Origin of the sequence: Caulobacter sp. X, assembly GCF_002742635.1 — a bacterium.
Lineage (GTDB): Bacteria > Pseudomonadota > Alphaproteobacteria > Caulobacterales > Caulobacteraceae > Caulobacter.
The window spans coordinates 1,446,924-1,470,832 of record NZ_PEGF01000001.1; the positions used below are offsets into that span (position 1 = coordinate 1,446,924).

Annotated in this window: 25 protein-coding genes and 2 pseudogenes; 13 read left to right on the forward strand and 14 right to left on the reverse strand. The window is 68.7% G+C overall.

The window, feature by feature from the left end; all coding sequences use genetic code 11:
- Positions 1-26 precede the first annotated feature (26 nt).
- Together CSW60_RS06655 and CSW60_RS06660 are read left to right on the forward strand one after the other, a co-directional pair.
- A complete protein-coding gene (locus CSW60_RS06655; protein WP_099536481.1) occupies positions 27-509 on the forward strand; it encodes a hypothetical protein in 483 nt (160 codons plus the stop codon).
- An 81-nt stretch (positions 510-590) separates the two neighbouring features.
- Positions 591-860, forward strand: a complete 270-nt coding sequence (locus CSW60_RS06660) for a GNAT family N-acetyltransferase (protein WP_099536482.1) — start codon at positions 591-593, stop codon at positions 858-860.
- On the opposite strand, the gene CSW60_RS06665 is transcribed toward CSW60_RS06660, so the two are convergent.
- Both CSW60_RS06665 and CSW60_RS06670 read right to left on the reverse strand, forming a co-directional pair.
- Positions 857-2,236 (reverse strand): M20/M25/M40 family metallo-hydrolase, encoded by a 1,380-nt coding sequence (locus CSW60_RS06665; protein WP_099536483.1) that lies wholly within the window; start codon positions 2,234-2,236, stop codon positions 857-859. The genes CSW60_RS06660 and CSW60_RS06665 overlap by 4 nt on opposite strands.
- A gap of 75 nt (positions 2,237-2,311) precedes the next feature.
- Positions 2,312-2,812, reverse strand: a complete 501-nt coding sequence (locus CSW60_RS06670) for a helix-turn-helix domain-containing protein (RefSeq protein WP_099537579.1) — start codon at positions 2,810-2,812, stop codon at positions 2,312-2,314.
- A 99-nt stretch (positions 2,813-2,911) separates the two neighbouring features.
- Here CSW60_RS06670 and CSW60_RS06675 point away from each other — a divergent pair, with 99 nt between their 5' ends.
- The gene (locus CSW60_RS06675) at positions 2,912-3,706 is read left to right on the forward strand and encodes an SDR family oxidoreductase (protein ID WP_099536484.1); all 795 of its coding nucleotides are present in this window, start codon (positions 2,912-2,914) and stop codon (positions 3,704-3,706) included.
- Positions 3,707-3,821: 115 nt separating this feature from the next.
- Here the strand turns inward: CSW60_RS06675 and CSW60_RS06680 are convergent, their stop codons facing one another.
- Both CSW60_RS06680 and CSW60_RS06685 read right to left on the reverse strand, forming a co-directional pair.
- Complete coding sequence (locus CSW60_RS06680) at positions 3,822-4,391, reverse strand: OmpA family protein (RefSeq protein ID WP_201722978.1); 570 nt, start codon at positions 4,389-4,391, stop codon at positions 3,822-3,824.
- A gap of 179 nt (positions 4,392-4,570) precedes the next feature.
- Positions 4,571-5,440: a LysR family transcriptional regulator gene (locus tag CSW60_RS06685; protein ID WP_099536485.1), complete on the reverse strand. Its 870-nt coding sequence runs from the start codon at positions 5,438-5,440 to the stop codon at positions 4,571-4,573.
- A gap of 96 nt (positions 5,441-5,536) precedes the next feature.
- Here CSW60_RS06685 and bla point away from each other — a divergent pair, with 96 nt between their 5' ends.
- The 3 genes and pseudogenes from bla (at position 5,537) to CSW60_RS06695 (ending at position 7,097) form a co-directional block, all read left to right on the forward strand.
- On the forward strand, positions 5,537-6,439 hold the full coding sequence (gene bla, locus CSW60_RS06690; RefSeq protein WP_099536486.1) for a class A beta-lactamase: 903 nt from the start codon (positions 5,537-5,539) through the stop codon (positions 6,437-6,439).
- Between the two features lie 27 nt (positions 6,440-6,466).
- Positions 6,467-6,629, forward strand: a pseudogene (locus CSW60_RS24350) (hypothetical protein); the annotation flags it as partial.
- 90 nt (positions 6,630-6,719) lie between these two features.
- A complete protein-coding gene (locus CSW60_RS06695; RefSeq protein WP_099536487.1) occupies positions 6,720-7,097 on the forward strand; it encodes a hypothetical protein in 378 nt (125 codons plus the stop codon).
- A 10-nt stretch (positions 7,098-7,107) separates the two neighbouring features.
- Here CSW60_RS06695 and CSW60_RS06700 read toward each other — a convergent pair whose 3' ends face one another.
- From CSW60_RS06700 to prmC, 7 genes and pseudogenes are all read right to left on the reverse strand, one after another.
- Positions 7,108-8,091 carry a lipase family protein gene (locus CSW60_RS06700; RefSeq protein ID WP_099536488.1) on the reverse strand — a complete coding sequence of 328 codons (984 nt, stop codon included), beginning with the start codon at positions 8,089-8,091 and terminating at the stop codon, positions 7,108-7,110.
- A 103-nt stretch (positions 8,092-8,194) separates the two neighbouring features.
- Positions 8,195-8,527 carry a hypothetical protein gene (locus CSW60_RS06705; RefSeq protein WP_099536489.1) on the reverse strand — a complete coding sequence of 111 codons (333 nt, stop codon included), beginning with the start codon at positions 8,525-8,527 and terminating at the stop codon, positions 8,195-8,197.
- 351 nt (positions 8,528-8,878) lie between these two features.
- Entirely contained in the window at positions 8,879-11,458 is a 2,580-nt protein-coding gene (clpB, locus tag CSW60_RS06710) for an ATP-dependent chaperone ClpB (protein WP_099536490.1), read from the reverse strand.
- 95 nt (positions 11,459-11,553) lie between these two features.
- Positions 11,554-12,324 (reverse strand): M48 family metallopeptidase, encoded by a 771-nt coding sequence (locus CSW60_RS06715; protein ID WP_099536491.1) that lies wholly within the window; start codon positions 12,322-12,324, stop codon positions 11,554-11,556.
- Between the two features lie 175 nt (positions 12,325-12,499).
- Positions 12,500-13,594: a DUF4167 domain-containing protein gene (locus CSW60_RS06720; protein WP_099536492.1), complete on the reverse strand. Its 1,095-nt coding sequence runs from the start codon at positions 13,592-13,594 to the stop codon at positions 12,500-12,502.
- Positions 13,591-13,781: pseudogene (locus CSW60_RS23050) on the reverse strand (hypothetical protein). The gene CSW60_RS06720 and the pseudogene CSW60_RS23050 overlap by 4 nt, the downstream one beginning before the upstream one ends.
- A 72-nt stretch (positions 13,782-13,853) precedes the next feature.
- Positions 13,854-14,723 carry a peptide chain release factor N(5)-glutamine methyltransferase gene (gene prmC, locus CSW60_RS06725; protein WP_099536493.1) on the reverse strand — a complete coding sequence of 290 codons (870 nt, stop codon included), beginning with the start codon at positions 14,721-14,723 and terminating at the stop codon, positions 13,854-13,856.
- 75 nt (positions 14,724-14,798) lie between these two features.
- On the opposite strand from prmC, the gene CSW60_RS06730 reads away from it, so the two are divergent.
- Together CSW60_RS06730 and CSW60_RS06735 are read left to right on the forward strand one after the other, a co-directional pair.
- Positions 14,799-15,065 carry a type II toxin-antitoxin system ParD family antitoxin gene (locus CSW60_RS06730; protein ID WP_099536494.1) on the forward strand — a complete coding sequence of 89 codons (267 nt, stop codon included), beginning with the start codon at positions 14,799-14,801 and terminating at the stop codon, positions 15,063-15,065.
- Positions 15,062-15,352 (forward strand): type II toxin-antitoxin system RelE/ParE family toxin, encoded by a 291-nt coding sequence (locus CSW60_RS06735; RefSeq protein WP_099536495.1) that lies wholly within the window; start codon positions 15,062-15,064, stop codon positions 15,350-15,352. Before CSW60_RS06730 ends, CSW60_RS06735 begins: the two co-directional genes overlap by 4 nt.
- Positions 15,353-15,355: 3 nt before the next feature.
- On the opposite strand, the gene CSW60_RS06740 is transcribed toward CSW60_RS06735, so the two are convergent.
- Positions 15,356-16,117 (reverse strand): MOSC domain-containing protein, encoded by a 762-nt coding sequence (locus CSW60_RS06740; RefSeq protein ID WP_099536496.1) that lies wholly within the window; start codon positions 16,115-16,117, stop codon positions 15,356-15,358.
- 106 nt (positions 16,118-16,223) lie between these two features.
- Here CSW60_RS06740 and CSW60_RS06745 point away from each other — a divergent pair, with 106 nt between their 5' ends.
- The gene (locus tag CSW60_RS06745; RefSeq protein ID WP_099536497.1) at positions 16,224-17,435 is read left to right on the forward strand and encodes a YihY/virulence factor BrkB family protein; all 1,212 of its coding nucleotides are present in this window, start codon (positions 16,224-16,226) and stop codon (positions 17,433-17,435) included.
- An 8-nt stretch (positions 17,436-17,443) separates the two neighbouring features.
- On the opposite strand, the gene CSW60_RS06750 is transcribed toward CSW60_RS06745, so the two are convergent.
- Positions 17,444-17,974 carry a class I SAM-dependent methyltransferase gene (locus CSW60_RS06750; RefSeq protein ID WP_099536498.1) on the reverse strand — a complete coding sequence of 177 codons (531 nt, stop codon included), beginning with the start codon at positions 17,972-17,974 and terminating at the stop codon, positions 17,444-17,446.
- 82 nt (positions 17,975-18,056) lie between these two features.
- On the opposite strand from CSW60_RS06750, the gene CSW60_RS06755 reads away from it, so the two are divergent.
- From CSW60_RS06755 to CSW60_RS06765, 3 genes are all read left to right on the forward strand, one after another.
- Positions 18,057-18,584 (forward strand): GNAT family N-acetyltransferase, encoded by a 528-nt coding sequence (locus CSW60_RS06755; RefSeq protein ID WP_099536499.1) that lies wholly within the window; start codon positions 18,057-18,059, stop codon positions 18,582-18,584.
- An 81-nt stretch (positions 18,585-18,665) separates the two neighbouring features.
- Positions 18,666-19,442, forward strand: a complete 777-nt coding sequence (locus CSW60_RS06760; protein WP_099537581.1) for a hypothetical protein — start codon at positions 18,666-18,668, stop codon at positions 19,440-19,442.
- Positions 19,443-19,717: 275 nt separating this feature from the next.
- Entirely contained in the window at positions 19,718-21,553 is a 1,836-nt protein-coding gene (locus CSW60_RS06765; protein WP_161495626.1) for a methyl-accepting chemotaxis protein, read from the forward strand.
- Between the two features lie 116 nt (positions 21,554-21,669).
- Here CSW60_RS06765 and CSW60_RS06770 read toward each other — a convergent pair whose 3' ends face one another.
- Complete coding sequence (locus CSW60_RS06770) at positions 21,670-23,052, reverse strand: PLP-dependent aminotransferase family protein (RefSeq protein ID WP_099536501.1); 1,383 nt, start codon at positions 23,050-23,052, stop codon at positions 21,670-21,672.
- A gap of 106 nt (positions 23,053-23,158) precedes the next feature.
- Here CSW60_RS06770 and CSW60_RS06775 point away from each other — a divergent pair, with 106 nt between their 5' ends.
- Positions 23,159-23,833 carry a LysE family translocator gene (locus CSW60_RS06775; protein WP_099536502.1) on the forward strand — a complete coding sequence of 225 codons (675 nt, stop codon included), beginning with the start codon at positions 23,159-23,161 and terminating at the stop codon, positions 23,831-23,833.
- Positions 23,834-23,909: the final 76 nt, after the last annotated feature.

Consider the following 23,909-nt stretch of genomic DNA (forward strand, 5'->3'; position numbering starts at 1 on the left):
CACCTTGGGTTGGGAGACACCATCGAATGCTACGCAAAGCCATACTGGTCATCGCCGCCGCCAGCCTCCTGTCGGGCTGCAGTCCGGATCCAAAGGCGACCAAGATCACACCGGAACTCCTGGAGGATCCGGCCAAGATCCAGAAGGTCGCCAACCGCCTGGAGCCGGCGGACCGGGAGTTATTTGGCCGTTACGTGCTCGGGCGCACGATCAGCGCCAAGACTGGACTGGGGGCCTCTCCGACAAACGCCCAAGGCAAGGACCCGGCGACCGTCGCCGAGGCGATCGAGGTCATGAAGGCCTTCGACGCCAACGCCAAGCGGCGCGACGCGCTTGCCGCCGAGCGCGACGCCAAGATCGCCGAACTGGAAAAGAAGCAAGAGGCCTTGAAGGGGCCCATGGAGCAATCGGGTTATGCGCCCAAGGAGACCGAAGCCTACAACGCCGTCGGTCGCGAGAAGACGGCCCTCTGGGATGACTACGAAAAGCGTATCGAGGCGATCAAGTAACCGTCCGCTTTCGATACCGGTGATGGAGCAACGAGGCGGCTCGTCGGCAACGCGAGCCGCCTCACCCGCGTTGGAAAGGTCATGACCGACACCTTCCGCCACAACCCCGAACTCAGCCGCTACGAGCTGGAGGTCGACGGCCTGCTGGCCTTCGCCGACTATCAGCGGTCCGGCCACCGGCTAGTGATCCCGCACGTCGAGGCCGATCCCGCCCTGCGCGGCACGGGCGCGGCCGGACGGCTGATGACCAAGGTGGCCGAGACCGCCCGCGCCGAGGGCATGCGGATCACCCCGCTCTGCTCCTACGCGGCCGCCTGGTTGAAGCGGAACGACCCGGACCTGATCGCCTAGGGCTGCTTGGGTGCGGGCGGCGGGCTCTCGAAGCTGCCAGCGGGTCCCGGGAACACGATCGGGCTCTCCCAGCCGTCGGCGCTGACCGAGGACACCCCGAAGAAGTAGTCGTCGATCACCACGTCCTTCAGGGTCGTCGTCGCGGCCGGGCCCGGCGCCCAGCGGTTCAGGCGCCAGGTCGGGTCGGTGGTTACGCGCCACCAGACGCGATGGCCGGCCGCGCCGGGCGTCGGAGCCCACGAGACCTTGGTGTCCGGGCTGACCGCGCCCTCGATCTTGACGCCCGACGGCGGCGGCGGGGCCGAGGCCAGGCTAGCCATCGCCACCACGTTCAGCCGCGTCACCTGCGCCAGATAGGCGAAGTCCACGCCCTCGATCGTATCGCCATAGGCCTTGCCGTTCTCGGTCCGTAGGTCCTGGTGTTGGCGGTCGTAGTTCTCGACGGCCTCGGTCACCCGCACGGCTGGATAGCCAGCCTCCAATAGCGGCACCTGGTCGCCGCCGCGGCCATAGCGGTCAGTGCGATAGACCATCACCACGTCGAAATTAGTCAGGTACTTGTCAGCCAGACCGTCCAGGTAGCGGGCCAGGTTGCGCGAGGGGCTGTCGACCTCGCCGCCGTTGTAGCGTCGGCCATTGGCCTGCTCGGGCGTCTCGACCGCCTTGGTGCCTTCCGAGAAGACCCGGACGTGGGTGTTGTCCATCACCCCGCTCTGGCCGCGGCTGTTGCCGACGATGTCGTTGTTGAGGTCGGCCTCGACCTTCCAGCCGTTGGCCTTGGCGTAGTCGGCCAGCACCTTGCCGCCCAAGAGGCCCTGCTCCTCGCCCGACAGCACGGCGAACACCAGGGTGGCGGGGAACCTGTGCTTGGACAGCACCCGCGCGGCCTCGATCACCGCCGCCACGCCCGAGCCGTCGTCATTGGCGCCCGGCGCGTCGCTGGTGAAGTTCATGACGTCGGTGACGCGGCTGTCGATATGGCCGGCGATGATGATCACGCGGTTCGGGTCCGAGGTCCCCTTCTGGATCGCCAGGACGTCCATCACTTCGGTCGGGTTTGGAACGCGACGGCCGGTCACGACCTGGGACGGGGTCTCGACGGTCAGGCAGCCGCCGCAGTCCTTGGAAATGGCCTCGAACCGCGCCTTGGCCCAGCGGCGCGCCGCGCCGATCCCGCGTGTCTCGGACTTGGTGTCCGACAGGGTGTGGCGCGTGCCGAAGCCCACCAGCGAGCGGATCGTGCTCTCCAGCGCCTTGGCGTCGACATCGGCGGCGACGGTCCGCAGCAGCGGCTGGTCCGTGGAGGGAGCGGGCGTTTCGGCGTGAGCGACGCCGGCCGCCATCAGGCCGGCGGCGAGGACGAGGGACAGGCGCATGGCGACTCCGGATCAGGAGCGCGAACGTTGCCGATACCAGCGATCGCCGACAACACATTTTCCGGATACTGAACGCTAGGCCTGCGAGGCCTGCGCGGCCATGAACGCCACCCGATCCAGGACCTCGGGCCCCGCCGCCGGTCCGGCCGCGTAGGTGAAGTGCTCCGGCGTGATCGGCTTGCCGCTGATCCGGTCGACGAGGATCGGCTCGGCGGCCTGGCCAGTCTCGCGATCGACCAACTGGCCGGCGATCCCCTCGACGGCGAAGTGGCGGTTGCCGAAGGCCAGCATCGCCGTCAGCACCCCGCCGAAGTCGCGGCCCAGGTCCGTCAGCACGTACTCGTAGCGTGGCGGCCGCGTGCTGTAGGCGCGCTTTTCCAGCAGGCCGTTCTCGACCAGGGCCGCCAGGCGCTTGGTCAGGATGTTGGGCGCCACGCCCAGGCTCTTCTCGAACTGATCGAAGCGGGTCAGGCCCTGGTTGGCGTCGCGCAGGATCAGGAAGGTCCAGCCATCGCCCACGCGATCGACGGTGCGGGCGACCGGACATTGGGTGAGGGCGCGTTCAGATCTGCTCATGACGAAATATTTGGCCACTCACTTGCGAAATGCAAGTTACCTCATAGCTAGAGTCCCGAGCCGGACCGATGGGGCCTCGGCAAAGGACTTGAGACGACCATGAGCGACAGCAACATCCAAGGCGCGGCCCTGATCACCGGCGCCTCCACCGGCATCGGCGCGACCTATGCCGACCGCCTGGCCAAGCGCGGCCAAGACCTGATCCTGGTGGCCCGCGACGAGGCCCGCCTCAACGCCCAGGCCGAGCGGCTGCGCGCCGAGACCGGCGTGAAGGTCGAGGTCATCAAGGCGGACCTGACGAACAAGGCCGATCTGGCCAAGCTGGAGCAGCGCCTGGCGACCGACACGGCCATCACCGCCCTGGTCAACAACGCCGGCGTCGCGGGCGCGAACGATTTCGTCAGCACCGATCCCGACGCCTTCGAGAAGATGATCCAGCTGAACATCGTGGCGGTCACCCGCCTGGCCTCGGCGGCGGCCCGCAACTTCGTTCCGCGCAACGCCGGGACGATCATCAACCTGGCCTCGGTGGTCGGCCTGATGCCGGAGCTGAACATGCCCGTCTACGGCGCGACCAAAGCCTTCGTGATCTATCTGACCCAGGGCCTGCGCTTCCAGCTGGGCGACTCCGCCGTGCGCCTGCAGGCGGTGCTGCCCGGCGCCACCCGCACCGAGATCTGGGACCGTTCGGGCCAGGACATCAACGCCGTCGATCCGAACATGGTCATGGACGTCGACGACATGGTCGACGCGGCGCTGGCCGGCTTCGACCAGGGCGAGCTGGTGACGATCCCGTCGCTGCCCGACGCCGCCGATTGGGAAGCCGCCCTGGCGGCCAAGGCCAAGCTCTATCCGAACCTGTCGCGCAACCAGCCGGCCGAGCGTTTCAGGTAGGCCTGAAAACGGAATCCTCGCCGGCGCGGCGCTCACTCCCGCGCCGGCGAGTCCGCCCAGGATCGGCGCTCCGGCTTGATGCCGACCGAAGAGCCCATCCGGAACGCTGGGGGAACTAGCTGAGGACCATCACGACGACGCGGCGGTTCTGGGCCCGGCCCTCGCGCGTCTCGTTCGGGGCGACCGGGGCGTCCTGGCCGTAGGAGATCGTCGCCATCCGGTTCAGGGCGACGCCGTGCTGGCTGAGGAACTTGCGCACCGTCTCCGCGCGCTTCTCGCCGAGCTCGTCGTTGTATTCCTTCGAGCCGGAGTTGTCGGTGTGACCCTGGATCTCCAGGTAGACGTTCTTGTTGTCGGCCTTCAGCTTCTCGGCGAATTCGCCCAGGCGCTGCTCGGCTTCCGGCGACAGGGTGGCGGCGTTGACCGGGAACTTCACCGAGTCATCGCTGAGCACCAGGGCGTACTGGAACTTGCCCTCGGCCAGCTTGCCGGCCTTGGTGGCGCGATCCAGCGCTTCCTTGGCGGTCTGGTCCAACTCGCCGATCTGGGTGTCGTGAGCGCTGACCCGCTCGCTGACCGCCCCGACCTGGGTGTTGACGTACTTCTTGGTCGCGCAGCCGCTGACCGTAAGGCCGCCCATCACCAGGGCGGCGGCGACCATCATGGTCTTGGAGCTTGCTATCATCTTGGTCTCGTCCGTAGTGACGCGGCGTCCTGCAACGCTCGCATCGTCAAAACGGACAGCCGAACTTGGCCAAAGATGGGCGCGATTCCGGCGCTTCCGAGCCAAGCTTGAGCGTTGAATTACAAGCACATTATAGCCGCGCGCGAACCCCGACGACGGACTTTGGTTCCGATGAAAAATTATCCGTCGTCGGCGCCTGACAGCCACGCCAGGAAGGCTTTCAGGGCCGGACTCGGGGTCTTCGACTTCAGCCAGGTCAGCCAGTAGCGGCCCGCACCAACCTCGATGTCGAAGGGCCGGACCAGGCGGCCTTGGGCGAGGTCCCGACTGAACATATTGGGCGGCGCCAGCGCCACGCCAAGACCCTGGATCGCGGCTTCCACCATCACCCAGGAACTGTCGAACACCGGACCCCGGATCGGCGGCGGCGAGAGGCCGGCGGCGGCGAACCAGTCGGGCCAGTCCGCGGCGCGGTAGCTGCGCAGCAGGGTCTCGCCGAACAGATCCCGAGGCTGGGCCAAGCGCTCGGCCACCGCCGGGGCGCACAGCGGGCTCATCGGCGCTGCGAACAGAGGCGCGGCCTCGGTGCCATGCCAGGCGCCGTCGCCGAAGCGGATCGCGCAGTCCAGCCCCTCGCCCGCCAGGTCGGCGCGGTTGTTGTTGGTGAAGAGGCGCAGGTCGACGAACGGATGGGCCTCGCGGAAGGCCGGCAGGCGCGGCAACAGCCAGCCGACCGCGAAGGTGCCGACCACGCCGACGCTGAGCACCTCGGTGACCCGGCCGCCCTCGAAGCGGGCCAGGGTGTCGTCGAGCCGGTCGAACGACTCCCGCACGCTGGGCAGCAGGGCCAGGCCCTCGTCGGTCAGGGCCAGGCCGCGCGGCAGGCGGCGGAACAGGGCCGCGCCCAGCCGGGCCTCCAACCCCTTCACCTGATGGCTGATCGCCGCCTGGGTCACGCACAGCTCGATCGCGGCCTTGGTGAAGGACAGGTGGCGGGCCGAGGCCTCGAAGGCGCGCAGGGCGTTGAGGGGCAGTTGGGCGCGGCTCACGCGAGAGACCCTAGTTCAGCTAATGGCTCCGCCAAGCTATCGTCGTTTGCGCGGAAAGCCAGGCCTGGGCAGGTTCGCGGCCGAGGAGAACCCCACATGCTGCATCGTAGAACCCTGATCACGGCCCTGGCGGCCGCGCCCGCCCTGCTGCCCGTCGCCGGCCCCGCCCTGGCCGGCGACCGCGTCGCGACGTCAAAAGCCCTTAGCTCACGTATTAACGAATTGGAGCGCGCCAGCGGCGGGCGGATCGGCGTGGCGGTGCTGGACACCCACGACGACCGCCGCTTCGCCTGGCGCGGGGACGAGCGCTTCCGCATGTGCAGCACGATCAAGGCGCCGCTCAGCGCCGCCATCCTGCGTCGCGTGGACCAGGGCCGCGAACGGCTGGACCGGCGAGTGACCTATGGCCCCGAAGTGCTGATGGGCAATTCGCCGATCGTCGAGAAGCACGTCCAGGACGGCATGACGATCGGCCAGCTCTGCGAGGCGACGATCACCCTCAGCGACAACGCCGCGGCCAACCTGCTGTTCGAGGCCCTGGGCGGTCCGGCCGAGGGGCCGGCGGCCCTGACCCGCTTCCTGCGCGCCGTCGGCGACCAGACCACCCGCAGCGACCGGCCAGAGCCGGAACTCAACACGGGCGCGCCCGACGATCCGCGCGACACCACGACGCCGGCCGCCATGGTCGCGACCTGGAAGGCGCTGCTGCTGGACGACGCCCTCTCGCCCGCCTCGCGCCAACAGTTGCGGGCCTGGCTGATCGCCAACAAGACCGGTAACCGACGCCTACGGGCCGGCCTGCCGCGCGGCTGGCGGGTGGGCGACAAGACCGGCAACAACGGCAAGGACATCACCAACGACGTCGCCATCGCCTGGCCGCCGGGGCGGGAGCCGGTGATCATCGCCGCCTTCCACGATCGCGGCGGCGACGACGACGCCCGGAACAGCGTGCACGCGGAGGTCGCGCGGGCGATCGTGGCGGCCGGGTTCGGGGCTTAGCGGGAAAAGTTATCCACAGGGGCGGGCCGTAGCGCCCCCTCCGTCTCGACGCGTATCCGCGCCGATCCACCTCCCCCGTTCCCACGGGGGAGGATGACGATCCTCCTCACCCGCGAAGCGGGGGAGGTGGCGCGACGCCGTCAGGCGGCGTGACGGAGGGGGCGCTACGCCCGTACCTTTCCCCGCCTAGAAACCACCATTTCCGTTACCCCACGCCCGCTTACGCAAAAACGCGGGTTTCTTACGCACGGTGGTCGCGGCGGCCTCATGCTTTAGTCCCATGAGCACCGTCCCTTCCCCCACCGCCGCCCGTCGCTGGTGCGACGCCCTGCAACAGAAGCTGATGGACGCGATCGACGCGGCCTGGGCCATGGCCGAGGGGACCGACGACCCCGCCGTCATCGCCCAGGCGCGCGACCAGTCGCGCCTGGCCGGCCACATCGCCGGCATGGCCCGCAAGGTGCTGGCGCTGGATCCGCCCCAGCCCAAGCCCGCCAGCCCGCCCGGCTTCATCCACGAGGCCTTTGACCGGCTGGACGCCGCCACCGCGCCGATCCTGGCGGCGGCCGCGCGCAAGGACGCCGCCGAGGATGGCAAGCCTGCTGCCGCCCAGGCGGTGGCGATGCGCGCGGCCCTGCGGAAGATGAAGCGGCGCTGAGTCCGCCGCCCTATCCCGGATCCGTCCACCCCGGGGCCCGCAAGTTGGCGGCCGCGATCAGCTTCTTGCGATAGATCCCGATCATGTGGTCGTCGATCAGCGGGAACTTGCGCGTGACCAGCCACAACACGCTGAAGACGCCCAGCCAGACGCCCAGCAGGAACGGGGTGCGATCATAGCGCTTGGGCGGGTCGCCAAGACGCCCCAGCACCCGCACGTCGCCGCTGTGCTGGTAGCCGAGATAGGGCGGCGGCACGGCCGGAACGATGTCCAGCCCGTTGACCAGGCGATAGTGCGGGCACTTGACCTGGGCGTCGAAGCTGCGCTGGCCGACGCGCGGCGAGCCGAAGGTGTAGCAGGCCGCCAGGATGTCGCGCTCGAAGGCGGCCGAGGCGATCTGCGCCAGGGCGCCGCCCAGAGAGTGGCCCGTGATGTAGAGACCCTTGTCCTGGGGCACGCGCGCGCTGGCGAGGTCCTTGGCGATCGCGTCCTCGACGCTCCGGAACGCCCTGAGGAAGCCCTCGTGGACGCGGACGGTGTCGTCCCCGGCGCGCAGCGGCTGGCGGCCGGACGCCAGATTGACCTCCCAGTCCGCCAGGTCCTGGGTGCCGCGAAACGCCAGCACCGTCATCTGGTCGCTGGTCGCCAGATAGGCCTGGGTTCCGATCGACGTCGTGTAGGTGGCCACCAGCTCGAAGCCGCCCTTCTTGAGCCGCGCCCGCATGGTCCCCAGGCTGACGCCCGTCGGGTCCTCGAAGTTGTCGTAGGCGATGGCGCACAGCGAGGCCATTAGGGCGCAGGTGCGGTCGGAATAGGCCGCTCGCCAGGTCGGCGCGGCGGCGACCATGGCGTCCGTGATCGGCGTCAGGCGCTCGGCCAGCGCCTTGGCCTCCAAGACGACGGCGTCGAAGCGCGCCTGAAGTTGACGGACCTCGGCTTCGTCGTCCGGGGCGGCCCCCGTGGCGGCTCCGGCCTTCTTCGTCTTGACGGCCATGCCCTCGCCTCGCTGCCGCCGGCGCGCCAACACGCCTAGGGAGCATTCAAGGCAGCCACAACTCGCGCCGGGAAGCAATCGTCAAGGACGAGCGGCGGAACGCTCAGGCGCCTTCCTCGTCCACGTAGATCACCACCGGCTTGCCGCGCGACAGCGGCTCCCAGCCGGCCTCGATGGCCGAGGCGATGGCCTTGGCGACGACGCGGACGGGGATCTGCGAGGGCTTCAGCGGCGGGGCGCTGAACTTGGGCTTGGGGCCAGGCGGGAACTCGATCATCGCCTCGCGCTGACCCTCCTTGTGGCGGACGGCCAGCACCTTGCCGTGGCGCTCGGACGGGTCGTAGGACCATTGCGGCAGACGATGCAGCCGCCAGACATAGGGGTCTCCGTCGACCTCGATGTCGAATTCCGTGATGAGCTTGGTGGTCTTGGCCATGCGGGGAGATACCGCGACACGGCTTCAAGAAAAAGGGCCGCGTTCCAATCCCCTCTCTCATGGAGAGAGGGAGGGGCCCGCCGCGGAGCGGTGGGAGGGTGAGTGGGTACGTCAGTTCCAGCAAGCCCACCATCGTCATCCCGCGCTTTATGCGCGGGACCCATGGTTCAGCTTCCATGTGAGAGCGTGGGTGATCTCCACACGTGCGGCGGACAAATGGGTCCCGCGCATGAAGCGCGGGATGACGGCTTAGATCCGGATTTCGCCGGCCAGCCGTGAAACCACTCACCCTCCCATCGCCGGGGGCGATGGGCCCCTCCCTCTCTCACAGAGAGAGGGGCTCACCTAACCCTACTGCAGCACCGCCTTGCCGAACGATAGCTGACCGTCCTGCACGCCGACGGCGATCACGCCGCCGTCCTCGATCTCGCCGGCCAGCAGCTTCTTGGCGATCGGGTCGACCAGCTCCTTCTGGATCACGCGCTTCAGGGGGCGCGCGCCATAGACGGGGTCGTAGCCCTTGTCGGCGATCCAGTTCAGGGCCTCGGCGTCCAGCGCCAAGCTCATGCGACGATCGGCCAGCAGCTTCTCGACGCGATGCAGCTGGATGCGGACGATGTCGCCCATGTTCGAGCGCGACAGGCGCTTGAACAGGATGATCTCGTCGATCCGGTTCAGGAACTCGGGGCGGAAGTGGCCGCGCACCGTGTTCATCACCATCGGCCGGACGGCCTCGACGTCCTCACCCTCTTCCTGGTTGGCTAGGAACTCCGCGCCCAGGTTGCTGGTCATGATGATCAGCGTGTTGCGGAAGTCGACCGTGCGGCCCTGGCCGTCGGTCAGGCGACCGTCGTCCAGCACTTGGAGCAGGACGTTGAAGACGTCGGGGTGAGCCTTCTCGATCTCGTCGAACAGCACGACCTGGTAGGGACGTCGGCGCACGGCTTCCGTCAGCGCCCCGCCCTCGTCATAGCCGACATAGCCGGGAGGCGCGCCGATCAGGCGGCTGACCGAGTGCTTTTCCATGTACTCGGACATGTCCATCCGGGTGATGGCCGCCTCGTCGGCGAATAGGAACTCGGCCAGACTCTTGGTCAGCTCGGTCTTGCCCACGCCCGTGGGGCCCAGGAACAGGAACGAGCCGATCGGCTTGGACGGATCCTGCAGCCCGGCGCGCGCGCGGCGGACGGCGTCGGAGACGGCTTCCAGGGCCTCGTCCTGGCCGACCACGCGGCCGCGCAGTTGGTCTTCCATCTTCAGCAGCTTCTCGCGCTCGCCTTCGAGCATCTTCTCGACGGGCACGCCGGTCCAGCGGCTGACGACGGCGGCGATCTGCTCGGCGTCGACGACCTCGGGGGTCAGGGCTTGCGTGTCGCCCTGCTCGGCCTCGGCCAGGCGCTTCTCCAGGGCCGGGATCTCGCCGTACTGGATCTGGCCGGCGCGGGCGAAGTCGCCGGCGCGCTGGGCGTTGGCGAGGTCGGCGCGCAGGCGGTCGAGGGCCTCGCGGGCTTGCGCCGCGCCGCCGACCTTCTCCTTCTCGGCCTTCCACTTGGCGGTCATCTCGTCCGACCGGAACTGCAGGTCGTCGATCTCGACCTCCAGGTTCTCCAGGCGCTGCTTGGAGGCGGCGTCGGTTTCCTTGGAGAGGGCTTCGCGCTCGATCTTCAGCTGCACCAGGCGGCGGTCGATCTCGTCCAGCTCCTCGGGCTTGCTGTCGATCTGCATGCGCACGCGGCTGGAGGCCTCGTCCACCAGGTCGATCGCCTTGTCCGGCAGGAAGCGGTCGGCGATGTAGCGGCTGGACAGGGTCGCGGCGGCGACGATGGCGCTGTCGCTGATCCGCACGCCGTGGTGGACCTCGTACTTTTCCTTCAGGCCGCGCAGGATCGAGATGGTGTCCTCGACCGTCGGCTCCTGCACGAACACCGGCTGGAAGCGACGGGCCAGGGCCGCGTCCTTCTCGACGTGCTTGCGGTATTCATCGAGCGTGGTGGCGCCGACGCAGTGCAGCTCGCCGCGCGCCAGGGCGGGCTTGAGCAGGTTCGAGGCGTCCATCGCCCCGTCGCTCTTCCCGGCGCCCACAAGGGTGTGCATCTCGTCGATGAACAGGATGATCGAGCCCTCGGCCGCCGTGGTCTCGGCCAGCACGGCCTTCAGGCGCTCCTCGAACTCGCCGCGGTACTTCGCGCCGGCGATCAGGCTGCCCATGTCGAGCGACAGCAGCTTCTTGTCCTTCAGGCTTTCCGGCACGTCGCCATTGACGATGCGCAGGGCCAGGCCCTCGACGATGGCGGTCTTGCCGACGCCGGGCTCGCCGATCAGGACGGGGTTGTTCTTGGTGCGGCGCGACAGGACCTGGATCGTGCGGCGGATTTCCTCGTCGCGGCCGATCACGGGGTCGAGCTTGCCGTCGCGCGCCGCCGCCGTCAGGTCGCGGGCGTAGCGCTTGAGGGCTTCATAGCCTTCCTCGGCGTTGGCGCTGTCGGCGGTGCGGCCCTTGCGGATGGCGTTGGCGGCGGTCTCCAGGGCCTGGGCGGAGGTCCCGGCTTCCTTGAATAGCTTGGCCGCCTCGCCGCCTTCCTTGGCGATGGCGATCAGCAGGCGCTCGGTGGTGACGAACGCATCCCCCGCCGCCTTGGCGGCCTTCTCGGCCTCGGCGAAGACGCGGGCGGTGTCGGGCTTCATGTAGAGCTGACCGCCGGCGCCGTCGACGCGCGGGGTCTTGGCCAGCAGGGTCTCGACGCCGCCATCCAGCTGGTCGGGGCGGCCGCCGGCGCTCTGGATCAGGGCGCGGCTAAGGCCGTCCTTCTCCTCGAGCAGGACCTTCAGGATGTGTTCGGGCGCGAATTGCTGATGCCCTCGCGCGAGGGCCAGGCTCTGGGCCGACTGAACGGCCTGCTTGGCGCGGTCAGAGTAGAGATCGATGTTCATAATGTCCCCTTCCTAGGCGGATCGGAGCCCATCGCCTTGATCAAGCACAATAGGTCCGAGCGGGATTTAGGTGTGGCTGATTAGCCACACAAGGCCTACCAGCCCTTGCTCGCCAGATATCTTTCCAGGGCCTGGATCCGCACCGCGTCGGACGGGTGGGTCGAGCCCAGATCGCCCTCCGCGCCCTTGGCGTTCTGGGCCTCGTCCATGGCCTGCATGTTCCGCCACAGCTTCACCGCCTCGCGCGGGCGGTAACCGGCGCGCTGCATGAAGTCGACGCCCAGGCGATCGGCCTCAAGCTCCTGCTTGCGCGAGAACGGCAGCAGCACGCCGTACCTGGCCGCGTCGTCGCCGTGGTCCTTCAGAAGCTTGCCGAAATCACTGCTCCCGGCCGCCGCGCCGGCGATGCCCAGCAGCACCTTGGCCGTGGTCTGCTGCGAGGCGCGCTCGGCCGCGTGGTGGGCGACGACGTGGCCGGCCTCGTGGCCGATCACCGCGGCCAGTTGGTCGTCGTTCTGGACCATGGACAGCAGCCCCACCGTCACCCCGACATGGCCGCCCGGCAACACGAAGGCGTTCGGCGCCTCGTCCAGGAACACCGCGTAGTCCCAGGGCCTGTTCGAAAGCCCCGCCGCCTCGATCACGCGCTGGCCGACGGCCCGCACGCGGTCGTTCTTGCGCGGCTCCTTGGAGATGTAGGCGGTGCGCAGGGTGTCGGCCCAGGCCTTCTCGCCATCGCGGGCCAGGCTGTCGTCGTTGACGATCAGCAGCTGATCGCGTCCGAGGTCGGCGTTGTACGCGCAGCCGCCCAACGCGGTCGCGGCGGCCAGGAGCAGCGGCAGGGTCAGGCGACGAAGAAAGGCCATGGGCTCGGCGGCGAATGTTTCCAACACGACACAAGCTTATCGCGAGCGATCGCGAGACGCGCAACAACTCAAGCACCACCGTCGCAGGCCGAGGCGACAACATCGCGCCTCCAACGAAAAAGGGAACCGCTTTCACGGCTCCCTTTCGTATGTCTCGGCGTCTGTCCCCGAAGGATCAGCCCTCGTCGGAACCGCTCTCGGCCGGAGCGCCTTCGCCCGACTCGAAGCTGCGCGGGGCGCGGCGGCGGCGGGGCTTCTTGACCTCTTCGCCGTCGGCCGAGGCTTCGGGCGCGGGCGCGGCCTCGGGGGCGGCGCGTTCGGTCTTGCGGCCGAGGAACGCCGGGGCGTGGCTGACGGCGCCGTCCTGGCCGCGCAGCAGGGGCGAGCCCTCGCTGGCCGACGCCTCGGCGGTCAGGGGCGAGGCTTCCGGCTCGATCACGGCCATCGGATCGCGCTCGCCGCGCGGCTGCCAGTCGCGGTCGCGATTGCGGTCGCGGCGGCGGCGGCCTTCGCGGAATTCGCCCTCGCCCTGAGGCTGGTCGCCCTCGGCGGCGGGCCGGTCGTCGCGGGGACGATCGTCACGGTCGCGGAAGCGGTCTTCGCGAGGACGGTCGTCCCGGGGACGGTCGTCGCGCGGGCGGTCGTCACGGGGGCGGTCGTCACGGGGACGATCATCGCGGGGACGGTCGTCGCGGTTGCGATCCCGATCGCGGTCGCGATCGTCACGGTCGCGCCAGCGGTCGCGATCACGGTTGCGATCGTCTCGGTTACGATCGTCACGGGGGCGATCATCGCGGTTGCGGTCGCGATCGCGATTGCGGTCCCGGTCGCGGCTTTCGAAGCGGTCGCGGCGTTGCTCGCCGCCCTCGCCCTCGCCGCCCTCGCCCTGGGCCTGGCCCTCGGCCGGCGTCTCGGCGACTTCCGGCTCTTCCGGCGGCTCGGCCTCGAAGTCGATCTCGTAGGCGGCGTAGACGTCCTTGCCGACGATGTCGGCCACCGGACGATTCGGTTGGATGGCGCGCAGGACGCGGAAGTAGTGCTCGGCGTGCTGCAGATAGTTTTCCGCGAGCACCCGGTCGCCGGACGACGAGGCGTCGCGAGCCAGCTGCTGGTACTTCTCGTAGACGCTCTGGGCCGCGCCGCGCACCTTCACGCCTTCCGGACCGTTCGAGTCGAACGCGCGGTTAGCGTTGTGCTGCTGAGGCTTGCCGCCGTTGCCGCCGCGATTGTTGCGGCCGCGTTGGCGCTTCATGCCTTTGAAATCTCTCATGTTCTCTTCTGAACCTGTCCGGGAGGTCAGTCTTGAGCTGGCGCATCCGGCCTTGCTGGTCTCTAGGCGGGTCGACCCCTCGTCGATGTCAGAGACACTGGTTTCCGTAGAGCCCCCGCCCTGCTCTTTGCGGCGCGGCGACCGGCGGACCGGGCGCGCCTGCCGGGGGAGCCTCGCCAGCACCCAACGCCCTTAGGCGTCAGCGCTTGCTTTTCCCATCACCCGGCGATCTGGAAGGAGACAGGACTCGTCTAGCGGTTCACGCCCCGGTTTCCAAGGGATTTTTCACCCCGGTCACCACACGGTCGTGCGTGGACAGGTCCTTGATCGTCCGAACCTGTTGCGCGCCCGCCGCGCGGAACAGAGCCTCGACGGCCTTGGACTGGTCGTAGCCGATCTCGACGGCGAACATGCCGCCGGGCTTGAGCACCCGCAGGATCTCCGGCGCCAGCAGGCGGTAGGCGTCCAGGCCGTCGGCGCCGCCGTCCAGCGCCAGGCGCGGTTCGTGGTCGCGAACCTCCGGCTCCAGCGTCTCGATCACCGCCGAGGGAATGTAGGGCGGGTTGGAGACCACGAGGTCGAAGCTGGCGTCGGCCAGGCCCGCCGTCCAGTCGCCGTGCATCAGCGCCGCGCGGTTGTTCAAATCGAGGTTGGCGGCGTTGTCGCGCGCCACGGCCAGGGCTTCGTTGGACGCATCCACGCCCAGCCCCTTGGCCGCCGGCCGCTCGGCCAGCACCGCCAGCAGGATCGTGCCCGAGCCGACGCCCAGATCCAGCATCGAGAACGGCATGCTCTCGGGAAAAGCCTTCAGCACCTCGTCGACGATGACCTCGGTCTCGGGACGCGGGGTCAGGACGTTCTTGTTCACCTGCAGCAGGATCTTCCAGAAACCCTTGCGGCCGATGATGTGGCTGACCGGTTCGCGGCGGGCGCGGCGGGTCAGGAACTCTTCGAGCATCGCCGACTGCTCGGCGGTCAGTTCGCGATAGGGATCAGTGACGATCTCGGTGCGGGTGACGCCGGCGGCGACCTCCAGCATCAGGCGCGCGTCGATCGAGGGCTGATCGATGCCGGCGTCCTTCAGACGATCCTTGGCGGCGGTCCAGGCTTTGACGAGGGTCTGGGTCATGGGCGGGGCATTTAGCGCGTTGGGCGGCGGGAGGCGAGATTGAATGCGATACCAGTTTTTGGTATTGATCCGCGCATGGCCAGCAAAAATACCTCCGTGACCCTGGGCGACCACTTCCAGGCTTTCATCGACAGCCAGGTCGCTGATGGGCGGTATGGTTCCGCGAGCGAGGTCATAAGGGCTGGACTGCGCCTGCTGGAGGACAACGAAGCCAAGCTGAAGGCGCTGCGCGCCGCGCTGATCGAGGGCGAGGAAAGCGGCTTCATCGAGGATTTCGACTTCGACGCTTTCATTGAAAAGAAGCTGCGGGCCTCGGCTCCCCCAGGCTTCCACGAAGAATGAAACCATACCGGCTGTCACGTTGCGCCAGGGCCGATCTCGACGACATCTGGGACTACTCCGAACACCGGTGGGGAGCCCAGCAGGCGGCCGACTATGTGCGCCAGATCCGAATGTCGATCGAGATGATCGCCGAGCGACCCGATCTGGGATGGCCCGACGACAGCCTTCGCCCCGGCTACCGACGCCGCGCCGCCGGTTCGCATGTGATTTTCTATAGAATTGGCGCCCAGATCGAGATTGTCCGGGTGCTGCACCAGAGCATGAACGCGAGGGCGCTTTTGAGCTGACGCTTAGCCCACAGCCACCCCATCCCCCTCCGCCACCGCGCCGCCGACCGTCACCGACAGATAGATTCCGCAGAACATGTGGCCGTAGAGGTCGAACAGCGCCTTGACGAGGTCGGCGTCGCGTTCGCCGGCGCCCGGATCGACGTGAGTGGCTGCGCAGCGGACGATGGGTTTCAGCACCTGCGCGGTCGCCCCGCCGATGCTCAGCGTCCGGCCGGTCCAGTCGTTCTCGACCCAGGCCGGCCAGCCTTCGACATAGAGATTGGCGCGAAAGCGCAGGGGATCCAGCGCGCGGCCGATACGCTGACCAAGGTCTCGCACGCTGGCCAGGTTCACGATCGAGACGAAGCCGGACTTGCTGTCCATGAAGCGGTGCGCGCCCGGGCCTTCGATCACCTTCAGAGGCCCCGAAGCTTTCTCGCCCAGAAAGGCGGCCAGCCAGGCCTCGAAGCCCGCGCGTCCGGCCGGAGCGCGCAGGTCGCCGGCGAAGTCCGGATGTCCGTGGGCCTTGGCGGAGAGCACGCTGCTGGCCTCGTCATAGGCGGTGCGCACGCGGGCGACCGCCGGGATCTTGGCCAGCACCGTGAACTTCATCTTCGAGATGTGGTCCGGCGCGGCCGGATCGAAACCGCTCGGCCCGTCCTCGACGGCGTACAGCCGATCGCAGGGAAAACACGCCCCCGCCTCCAGCGTGACGGCGCTCAGCCGCTCGGGCGTGAACCCCTTGACGGGGTGGCGGTACAGCGAGGCGATCTTGGCGTCCATGGCGCGGCACCATCCGGCTCGACTCGCGCCATGGCAAGGCTTGGCTGGTCCCAGGGCCGGAACGGAGCGCGGCGATCGGGGTTCTTGCAACTCCGGAGGGCGCTTCATGAGCGACGCAAAGCCGCGTCCGATCCTGTCCTGGCTGCGATCCCGGCCCTACCACCTGGCGCCGTGGATCGTGCTGCTGGCCGCCGCGCCGTTCGCCTTGCCCCGCAAGCGGACCGAGACGCCGATCGACGACCCGCCGGGCCTGTCAGAAGCCCGCGCCATGCCGCCCCACGACTTCGAGGCGGCCGAGCCGCGCCGAGGCCGGGCCGCGCATCATCCGGTCCATATTCCCCTGCTTGGCTGGCGCGACATCGTCTGGCGGACCTGGCGCGAGATCGGCGTCGACCGGCTCCCCGCCGTCGCCGGAGGCGTCACCTTCTACACCCTGCTGGCCCTGATCCCCGCGATCGGCGCCTTCGTGTCGCTGTACGGCCTGTTCGCCGACGTGCGCACGGTCGAGCAGCAACTGCGCGACATGGCCGGCGTCTTCCCCCCGTCCGTGGTCAAGATCGTCGGCGAGCAGATGCTGCGCCTGGCCAGCCAGGGCGAGACCAAGCTGGGCGTGGCGTTCGGCTTTTCGCTGCTGCTGTCGGTGTGGAGCGCCAACGCCAGCATGCGAACGCTCTTCGACGGGCTGAACATCGCCTATGACGAGGAGGAGAAGCGCCACATCGTGCGGCGCACCCTGCTTAGCTACGGCTTCACCGTCTGCGCCCTGGTCTATGCCGCCGCCGTGTCGAGCGTCCTGATCGTCACGCCGTGGCTGATGAAGGCCGCGCGGCTGCCGGCGCTGGACGCCTTCTGGGGCCCGATCCGCTGGGTGATGGTGATGGCGATGACGGCGGTCGCCTTCGCCGTGCTCTACCGCTTCGCCCCCAGCCGGGCGCAGGCGCGGTGGCGGTGGGTCTGGATCGGAGCCGTCACGGCGTCGGCGGGCTGGCTGGTCGGTTCGCTGGGCTTTTCGACCTACGTCAACCGCGTCGCCCACTTCGACGCGACCTATGGGCCGCTGGGGGCGATCATCGCCTTCATGGTCTGGGTGTGGTTCTCGATCATGGCGATCCTGATCGGCGCCGAGCTGAACGCCGAGATCGAGCACCAGACCGCCGTCGACTCCACCACCGGCCCCGAGCAGCCGATGGGCGCGCGCGGGGCGGCCATGGCCGACACGGTGGGCCTGGCCTTCCATCCCTGGGAGCTGATCCGCCGCGAGGCCGGGGTCGTGAAGCGGATGACCGGCGGCGCGTGGAAACGCGTGCGCGGGCGCTAGCCCCCGTTTTAGCCCTTCGGCTGGATCCGCGACGGCTTGATGGCCCGCAGGGCGAACTTGAAGCCCTCGCCATTGTCCTCGCTGAACGCCAGATCGAAGTCGGCCTGGTAGAAGGCGCGGTAGTCGGTCATGGCCGTGCGGCCGACCTGCTCGTAGCGAGGCTGCTGCAGGAAGACGAGCGTCTCGGGCTGGATCACCCGGGTGTGCCCCGGATCGCCCCACGCCCAGCGCGAGGTCACCGACGGACAGGTGGCGCATAGCAGGCCGCCGTGCTTCAGGATGCGCCAGAACTCGCTGAACTGCGCCAGGAAGAAGCGCCAATCACCTTGCTGACCGGTGTGCTCCAGCACCTCATAGGCGTGGATCTCGTCGAAATGGTCGTCGGCGAACGGATAGGGCAGGATGTTGAGGTCGTGGATGACGTCGGCGCCGGAGTGCGGATCGATGTCCAGCGTGGTCAGGTCGTTCCATCCCGGATTGGACGCATCGCCGACGCGCTTGTCGCGGCTATTGCCGCAGCCGATCAGAAGTTCCGGCATGCCCACCCCCGTGGTCAGCCCCTGGAGTTGGGGGCTTACTTCACGCTAAGCGATTCGAGCGCTCTCGCTGCACGGAAACGATATGCCCCCGCCCACGCCCTATGCGGACCACGAACTGGCCGACATCGTCGCCCTGGTGAACTCGGCCTATCGGGGCGAGCTGGCCGCCAAGGGCTGGACCAGCGAGAGCTATCTTCTGGGCGGCCAGCGCACCGACGAGGAGACCTTGCGCGCCGACCTCGCCGCCAAGCCCGGCGCGACGATCCTGACCTTCCGCGACGGGCCGGAAGACAAGCCCTACGCCTGCGCCTGGCTGGAGCCCACCGACGGCGAGGCCTGGTACGTCGGCATGGTCACCGTCTCGCCATTGCGCCAGGACGGCGGCCTGGGCCGCGCGATGCTGGAGGCCTGCGAGGCGCACGCCAAGGCGAAGGGCGGCCGGCGCATGCGGATGACCGTCATCTCGGTCCGCGACACCCTGATCGCCTGGTACCAGCGCCGCGGCTACCAGCTGACCGGCGAGACCCAGCCCTTCCCCTATGGCGACGAGCGGTTCGGCCAGCCCCAGCGCGACGACCTGGCGTTCGTGGTGCTGGAAAAGGCGCTGTAAGCGATCGCATTACCGAAGCTTAAGTAGCTCCCCGCCGCGCGGCGCGATCACATGCGGTCGCTTTCCGCCCAGGGGTTTTCCATGCGTTTTCCGTTCCGCGCGACCGTCGGCGCCGCGTTCGCCGTCCTTTTCGTCGCCTCGGCCCCGGCCTGGGCCGCGCCGACGCCCGTCCCGGTGGGCCAGCCCCTCGCCCGCTTCGACAAGATCAAGCCCGCCACGCACCACTATCTGCGCTATCGCCAGGTCGGCGACACCATCACGCCGCTGGACGTCTGGACGCGTGAAATCCGCATCGAGCCGGACGCCTCGGGCGTGAAGCGGCTGCACATCGTCCAGCACTGGGACGGCGCGACGCCGGGAACGGTCAAGCAGCTCGACTCGTGGTTCGAGCTCGACACCTTCCGCCCCTTCACCCACCAGCGCAGCACCACCGGCAAGGACGGCCAGACCAAGATCGAGGGCTTCGACTTCAAGCCCGACCGGATCGTCGGCCTGAAGGATCTGCCCGGCAACGCCCAGGCCGCCTACGACATGGCCTCGCCCCAGCCGGCCTTCAATTTCGAGACCGACATGGAGACCCTGCAGGCCCTGCCGCTGGCGAAGGGCTATGAGGCGCGGATCGTCTTCCACCATCCCGGCGGCGGCGCGCCGGCGCCTTACCTGTTCAAGGTCGCGGGCTCGGAGACCCTGACCAGTTCGGCCGGCGGCAAGGTCGACTGCTGGGTGGTCACCACCGACTACAACCACCCCGAATGGCCGGTCGCCCGGTTCTGGCTGGCCAAGGACAGCCAGGTGGTCGTCAAGGTCGTCTCGCCCGCGCCGGACGGATCGACCTGGGTCAAGACCCTGCTCTGGTGAACTCCGGACGATCCGCCGCCTCACGGGCGCCGCCTCGACCTCAGGTCATCGATCTTGGTTACTCAGCACGTGCGAATTGATCGCACTGCTTCCGCTACCAAAAGTCAGACAAATACAATGAAGTCTCAGGAAAGGCGCGAGTCCAGGGACTCCGAACACCTCTACCCGCGACATTTTGTCAACGGCTTGGCCGATTATATGGGGGTTAATACCTCTAATATCTGATGCTCATCGAAGAGAGGCAACAACGCGCTCTTCGCATGAAGGCAATAGTCATGTTGAGGCTGCGCAATCTCTCCATCATGGCGCGCCTGCGTCTGGTGGTGCTGTTCTCGGGTATCGGCCTGGCGATCGCGATCGGCGTCGGCTTGCTGAACCTGTCCGGCTCGATGCACGCCGACATCGCGGCGAAGACGCGCAGCCAGGTCGAGACGGCCGTATCGGTCGCCGACCACTATTACGCCGAGTCCAAGGCCGGGCGGATGAGCGAAGACGAGGCCAAGGCGGCCGCGATCGGCGCGCTGAAAGCCATGCGTTACGGCGGCCAGGAGTACTTCTGGATCACCGATCTCAACACCCGGATGGTGATGCACCCGATGAAGCCGCAGCTGGACGGCACGGACGTCTCCGAGAAGCGCGACCCGAAGGGCAAGGCGCTGTTCTCCGAGATGACCAAGGTCGCCAAGGCGGATGGGCGCGGCTTCGTGAACTACATGTGGCCCAAGCCCGGCCATGATCAGCCGCAGCCGAAGATCTCGTACGTGGCGCTGATGCCGGCCTGGGGCTGGATCGTCGGGTCCGGCGTCTATGTGGACGACATTCAGGATGCGATCGGCAAGGAGGCCCTGAAGCTGGCCGCCATCGGGCTTGTGCTTCTGCTGATCGTCGGCGTCGGGGCCGCCCTTCTGGGCCAGACGATCACGCGGCCCATCATGACCCTGACCCAGCGGATGAGCGGCCTGGCGGAAGGCGACAAGGACAGCCCCGTCCCCTTCGCCGACCTGGCCAACGAGACGGGCGAGATGGCCCGCGCCCTGGCCGTCTTCCGTCAAGCCGCCCTGGACCGCGAGCGCCTCGAGGCCGAAACCGCGGCCATGCGCGACCAGGCGACCGCTGAAAGCCAGAAGCGCGCGGAAGCCGAACGCGCGGCCGCCGAGGTTCAGCGCCGCGTGGTCACGGACGTCACCGCCGTCGCGGCGCGACTGGCCGCGGGCGACCTGACCGTGCGCCTGGCGCGAGATTTCCCCGCCGACTACACCGAGCTGCGCGAGAACCTGAACGCGGCGCTGGCGCAGCTGGCCTCGGCGATGAAGGCCGTGCGCGACAACGCCCTGGGCATTCAGCACGGCGCCGACGACATCGCCTCGGCTTCGGACAATCTGTCGCGTCGCACCGAGCAGCAGGCGGCCACCCTGGAAGAGACCACGGCCGCCCTGGGCGAGCTGACCAACACCGTCCAGCGCTCGGCGACGGGCGCGCGTCAGGCTCGCGCCGCGGTCGCCGTGGCCCAGGAGCAGGCCCAGCACAGCGGCGCGGTCGCCGACAAGGCCGTGGCCGCCATGGGCCAGATCGAGGACTCCTCGCAGCAGATCACCAACATCATCGGCGTCATCGACGAGATCGCCTTCCAGACCAACCTCCTGGCGCTGAACGCCGGGGTCGAGGCCGCTCGGGCCGGCGAGAGCGGCAAGGGCTTCGCGGTCGTCGCCCAGGAAGTGCGGGCCCTGGCCCAGCGCTCGGCCGAGGCCGCCAAGGAGATCAAGGGCCTGATCGGGGCCTCGTCGCGGCAGATCGACGAAGGCGTCACCCTGGTGCGCGAGATGGGCGACGCCATGCAGGGCATCGTCGGCAAGGTGGATGAAATCGACGGCCTGATGGGCGGCATCGCCAGCCTCGCGGCGGACCAGTCGGAAGGCCTGGGGCAGATCAATATCGCCATGTCGCAGATCGACCAGAACACGCAGCAGAACGCCGCCATGGTCGAGGAGGCGACCGCCGCGGTCCACTCGCTGAAGAACGAGACGAACCAGTTGGCGAAACTGGTCAGTCAGTTCGATGTCGATGACTCGTCGCGCGACGCCGGCGCCGAGCCGCTGCGCGCCAGCGCCTAGGGCATTTTCCGATAAGTGTGAAACGGTTATCGGATCGAAAAATGCTCTAAACTTTTGAATTAGAGCCCTTTTTATCCGATCTGATTGATTCAGTCAGATCGGAAAGGGCTCTAGCGCTAGATCACCGCGCGCGAGCGCTCGCCGACTTCGCTGGACAGCGCCCCGGCCACGATCTCCAGGCCCTGGCGAAGCGCCTGACGGTCTGGCGCCGCGCCCAGGCAGACGCGGACGCCGGTGACGAGACCCGGCTCGACGATCGGCGCGTCGGGGGGCGTCACCTCGGCCCCGCCGCGCAGGGCTCGGCCCGCCAGGCGCTCGGCCTCCAGCTCGCTCATGGGAAGCCAGACGTGGGGCGCGCAGTCCGAGCGCGGCGGCTCGATCGCCGAACCCAGGATCTCGCGGGCCAGGGACAGGCGCGCCGCGGCCTCCTCGCGGACCTCCTCGACGATCTGGTCGGCCGCGCCGTCCTCGATCCACTGGGTCGCCACCAGGCCGCCGAAGCCGGAGGGCGCGTAGGTCAGGGCCCGCACCGCATCCAGCACGCGCTCGAAGGCGGCCTGGGTCGGCGCGACCAGGAAGCCGGCGCGCAGGCCAGGCCCCAGCGTCTTCGACACGCCCGAGACATGGAAGGTCCGCTCGGGCGCCAGCAGGGCCAGAGGCGGCGGCGCGTCCGGGGCGTAGGCCCCGTAGATGTCGTCCTCGATGATCGTCAGGTCGAGCCGCCGGGCCAGGGCCGCGATCGCCTCGCGCCGCGACACGCTCATGATCCGCCCGGTCGGGTTCTGCAGGGTCGGGATCACGGACAGCACGCGCGCGCCGGTCGCCTTCACGGCCGCCTCCAGCGCGTCGGGGCTCAGCCCCTCCTCGTCCAGCGCCACGCCCTTCAGGCGCAGACCCATGTGCGCCGCCAGCGCCTTGACGCCGTTATAGGTCGAGGCCTCGCACAGGACCGTGCCCCCGCCTCGGGCGACCGCGCCCATGGCCAGGGCCAGGCCCTGCTGGGCGCCGTTGCAGCAGACCAGGCGCGACCAGTCCGCGCCGTCGAAACCGCCGAACCTCGCCAGCCATAGCGCGCCGGCTCGCCGCTGGGCCTCGTGACCGGCCGCCGGGGCGTAGGCCAGGTGCTCCAGAAGGTCCGGCCGGCGGCGCAAGCGAGCCAAGGCCTCGGCGATCCGGCTGGCGGCGGGGCCCGCCGGCGCGATGTTCTGGGCCAGGTTGATCGGCCCCTCGCGGACCGGCGCGCGGTGATCGGCGGGCGCGTTGACGAAGCTGCCGCGGCCGACATGGGCGCTGACCAGCCCCGCCTTCTCGGCCTCGACATAGGCGCGGGTGACCGTGCCCAGGCCGATCCCCAGCCGGTAGGCCAGGTCCCGCTGGGGCGGCAGCCGCGCCCCCGCCGCCAGCGCGCCTTTGGCGACGTCCGCCCGCAAGGCCGCGACCAGCCGCTCGTAAAGCGGCCCGTCGCCGTCGGGAATGATGGGGGTCCAGGGCGAGGCCAAGACGATCTCCGAATTGATACAGTGACAATATGCAGTTTGACTCACGATACAATGGAAATCATCACGATGACATTCCGATCTCACCGACCGAGACAAAGAGGCCGTGATGACTTCCGAACTGCTGCTCGCCTACGTCCTGTTCTGCTTCGCCACGGCCGGCACGCCGGGCCCGAACAACATGATGCTGCTGGCCTCGGGCGCGAACTTCGGCTTCCGCCGCACGGTGCTGCACATCCTGGGGATCAGCTGCGGCCTGGGCTTCATGGTGCTGTGCATGGGCTTTGGACTGGGAAGCGTGTTCAAGGCCTTCCCCGTGCTGCACGAGATCCTGCGCTGGGTGGGCGCGGGCTACATGCTGTGGCTGGCCTGGAAGATCGGGACCTCGGACAAGGTCAGCGACCGCGAGGCGGCCAGCCGGCCGATGACCTTCCTGCAGGCCGCGGCGTTCCAGTGGGTGAACCCCAAGGCCTGGGCGATGGCGCTGGGCGCGGTGACGACCTATGCGCCCGAGGGCGGCTCGTGGACGATCGTGCCGCTGCTGGCCGGGACCTTCATGCTGGTCGGCGCGCCGTGCAGCGCCGCCTGGGCGGGATTTGGGCAAGGGCTTAGGCCGTTCCTGGACCGTCCGGCGGTCCTGCGGACCTTCAACGTGACCATGGCCGTCCTCCTGGTCGTGTCGCTGCTGCCCATGATCTTCGAGCACGGCAAGCCGCCCAGGCTGGATGCGCGGGACCTGGCGATCGGCGCGCCGCCGATTGTCGTCACGCCCTGGCGCGGCTGAGCGGCGGACAAAGAAAAAGGGCCGGCTCCTTTCGGAACCGGCCCCGTCTCCAGACGAGGGACCCGAAGGTCCGCCC

Bases quoted from the DNA above. Each gene is read 5' to 3' on its own strand.
- CSW60_RS06680 (WP_201722978.1), bottom strand. From the start codon at position 4,391: ATGATAGCAAGCTCCAAGACCATGATGGTCGCCGCCGCCCTGGTGATG.
- CSW60_RS06745 (WP_099536497.1), top strand. From the start codon at position 16,224: ATGAGCGACGCAAAGCCGCGTCCGATCCTGTCCTGGCTGCGATCCCGG.
- prmC (WP_099536493.1), bottom strand. From the start codon at position 14,723: ATGACCCAGACCCTCGTCAAAGCCTGGACCGCCGCCAAGGATCGTCTG.
- CSW60_RS06730 (WP_099536494.1), top strand. From the start codon at position 14,799: ATGGCCAGCAAAAATACCTCCGTGACCCTGGGCGACCACTTCCAGGCT.
- CSW60_RS06765 (WP_161495626.1), top strand. From the start codon at position 19,718: ATGTTGAGGCTGCGCAATCTCTCCATCATGGCGCGCCTGCGTCTGGTG.
- CSW60_RS06775 (WP_099536502.1), top strand. From the start codon at position 23,159: ATGACTTCCGAACTGCTGCTCGCCTACGTCCTGTTCTGCTTCGCCACG.
- bla (WP_099536486.1), top strand. From the start codon at position 5,537: ATGCTGCATCGTAGAACCCTGATCACGGCCCTGGCGGCCGCGCCCGCC.
- CSW60_RS06660 (WP_099536482.1), top strand. From the start codon at position 591: ATGACCGACACCTTCCGCCACAACCCCGAACTCAGCCGCTACGAGCTG.
- CSW60_RS06760 (WP_099537581.1), top strand. From the start codon at position 18,666: ATGCGTTTTCCGTTCCGCGCGACCGTCGGCGCCGCGTTCGCCGTCCTT.
- CSW60_RS06715 (WP_099536491.1), bottom strand. From the start codon at position 12,324: ATGGCCTTTCTTCGTCGCCTGACCCTGCCGCTGCTCCTGGCCGCCGCG.
- CSW60_RS06720 (WP_099536492.1), bottom strand. From the start codon at position 13,594: ATGAGAGATTTCAAAGGCATGAAGCGCCAACGCGGCCGCAACAATCGC.
- CSW60_RS06735 (WP_099536495.1), top strand. From the start codon at position 15,062: ATGAAACCATACCGGCTGTCACGTTGCGCCAGGGCCGATCTCGACGAC.
- CSW60_RS06750 (WP_099536498.1), bottom strand. From the start codon at position 17,974: ATGCCGGAACTTCTGATCGGCTGCGGCAATAGCCGCGACAAGCGCGTC.
- CSW60_RS06740 (WP_099536496.1), bottom strand. From the start codon at position 16,117: ATGGACGCCAAGATCGCCTCGCTGTACCGCCACCCCGTCAAGGGGTTC.
- clpB (WP_099536490.1), bottom strand. From the start codon at position 11,458: ATGAACATCGATCTCTACTCTGACCGCGCCAAGCAGGCCGTTCAGTCG.
- CSW60_RS06705 (WP_099536489.1), bottom strand. From the start codon at position 8,527: ATGGCCAAGACCACCAAGCTCATCACGGAATTCGACATCGAGGTCGAC.
- CSW60_RS06655 (WP_099536481.1), top strand. From the start codon at position 27: ATGCTACGCAAAGCCATACTGGTCATCGCCGCCGCCAGCCTCCTGTCG.
- CSW60_RS06695 (WP_099536487.1), top strand. From the start codon at position 6,720: ATGAGCACCGTCCCTTCCCCCACCGCCGCCCGTCGCTGGTGCGACGCC.
- CSW60_RS06675 (WP_099536484.1), top strand. From the start codon at position 2,912: ATGAGCGACAGCAACATCCAAGGCGCGGCCCTGATCACCGGCGCCTCC.
- CSW60_RS06755 (WP_099536499.1), top strand. From the start codon at position 18,057: ATGCCCCCGCCCACGCCCTATGCGGACCACGAACTGGCCGACATCGTC.
- CSW60_RS06670 (WP_099537579.1), bottom strand. From the start codon at position 2,812: ATGAGCAGATCTGAACGCGCCCTCACCCAATGTCCGGTCGCCCGCACC.
- CSW60_RS06665 (WP_099536483.1), bottom strand. From the start codon at position 2,236: ATGCGCCTGTCCCTCGTCCTCGCCGCCGGCCTGATGGCGGCCGGCGTC.
- CSW60_RS06700 (WP_099536488.1), bottom strand. From the start codon at position 8,091: ATGGCCGTCAAGACGAAGAAGGCCGGAGCCGCCACGGGGGCCGCCCCG.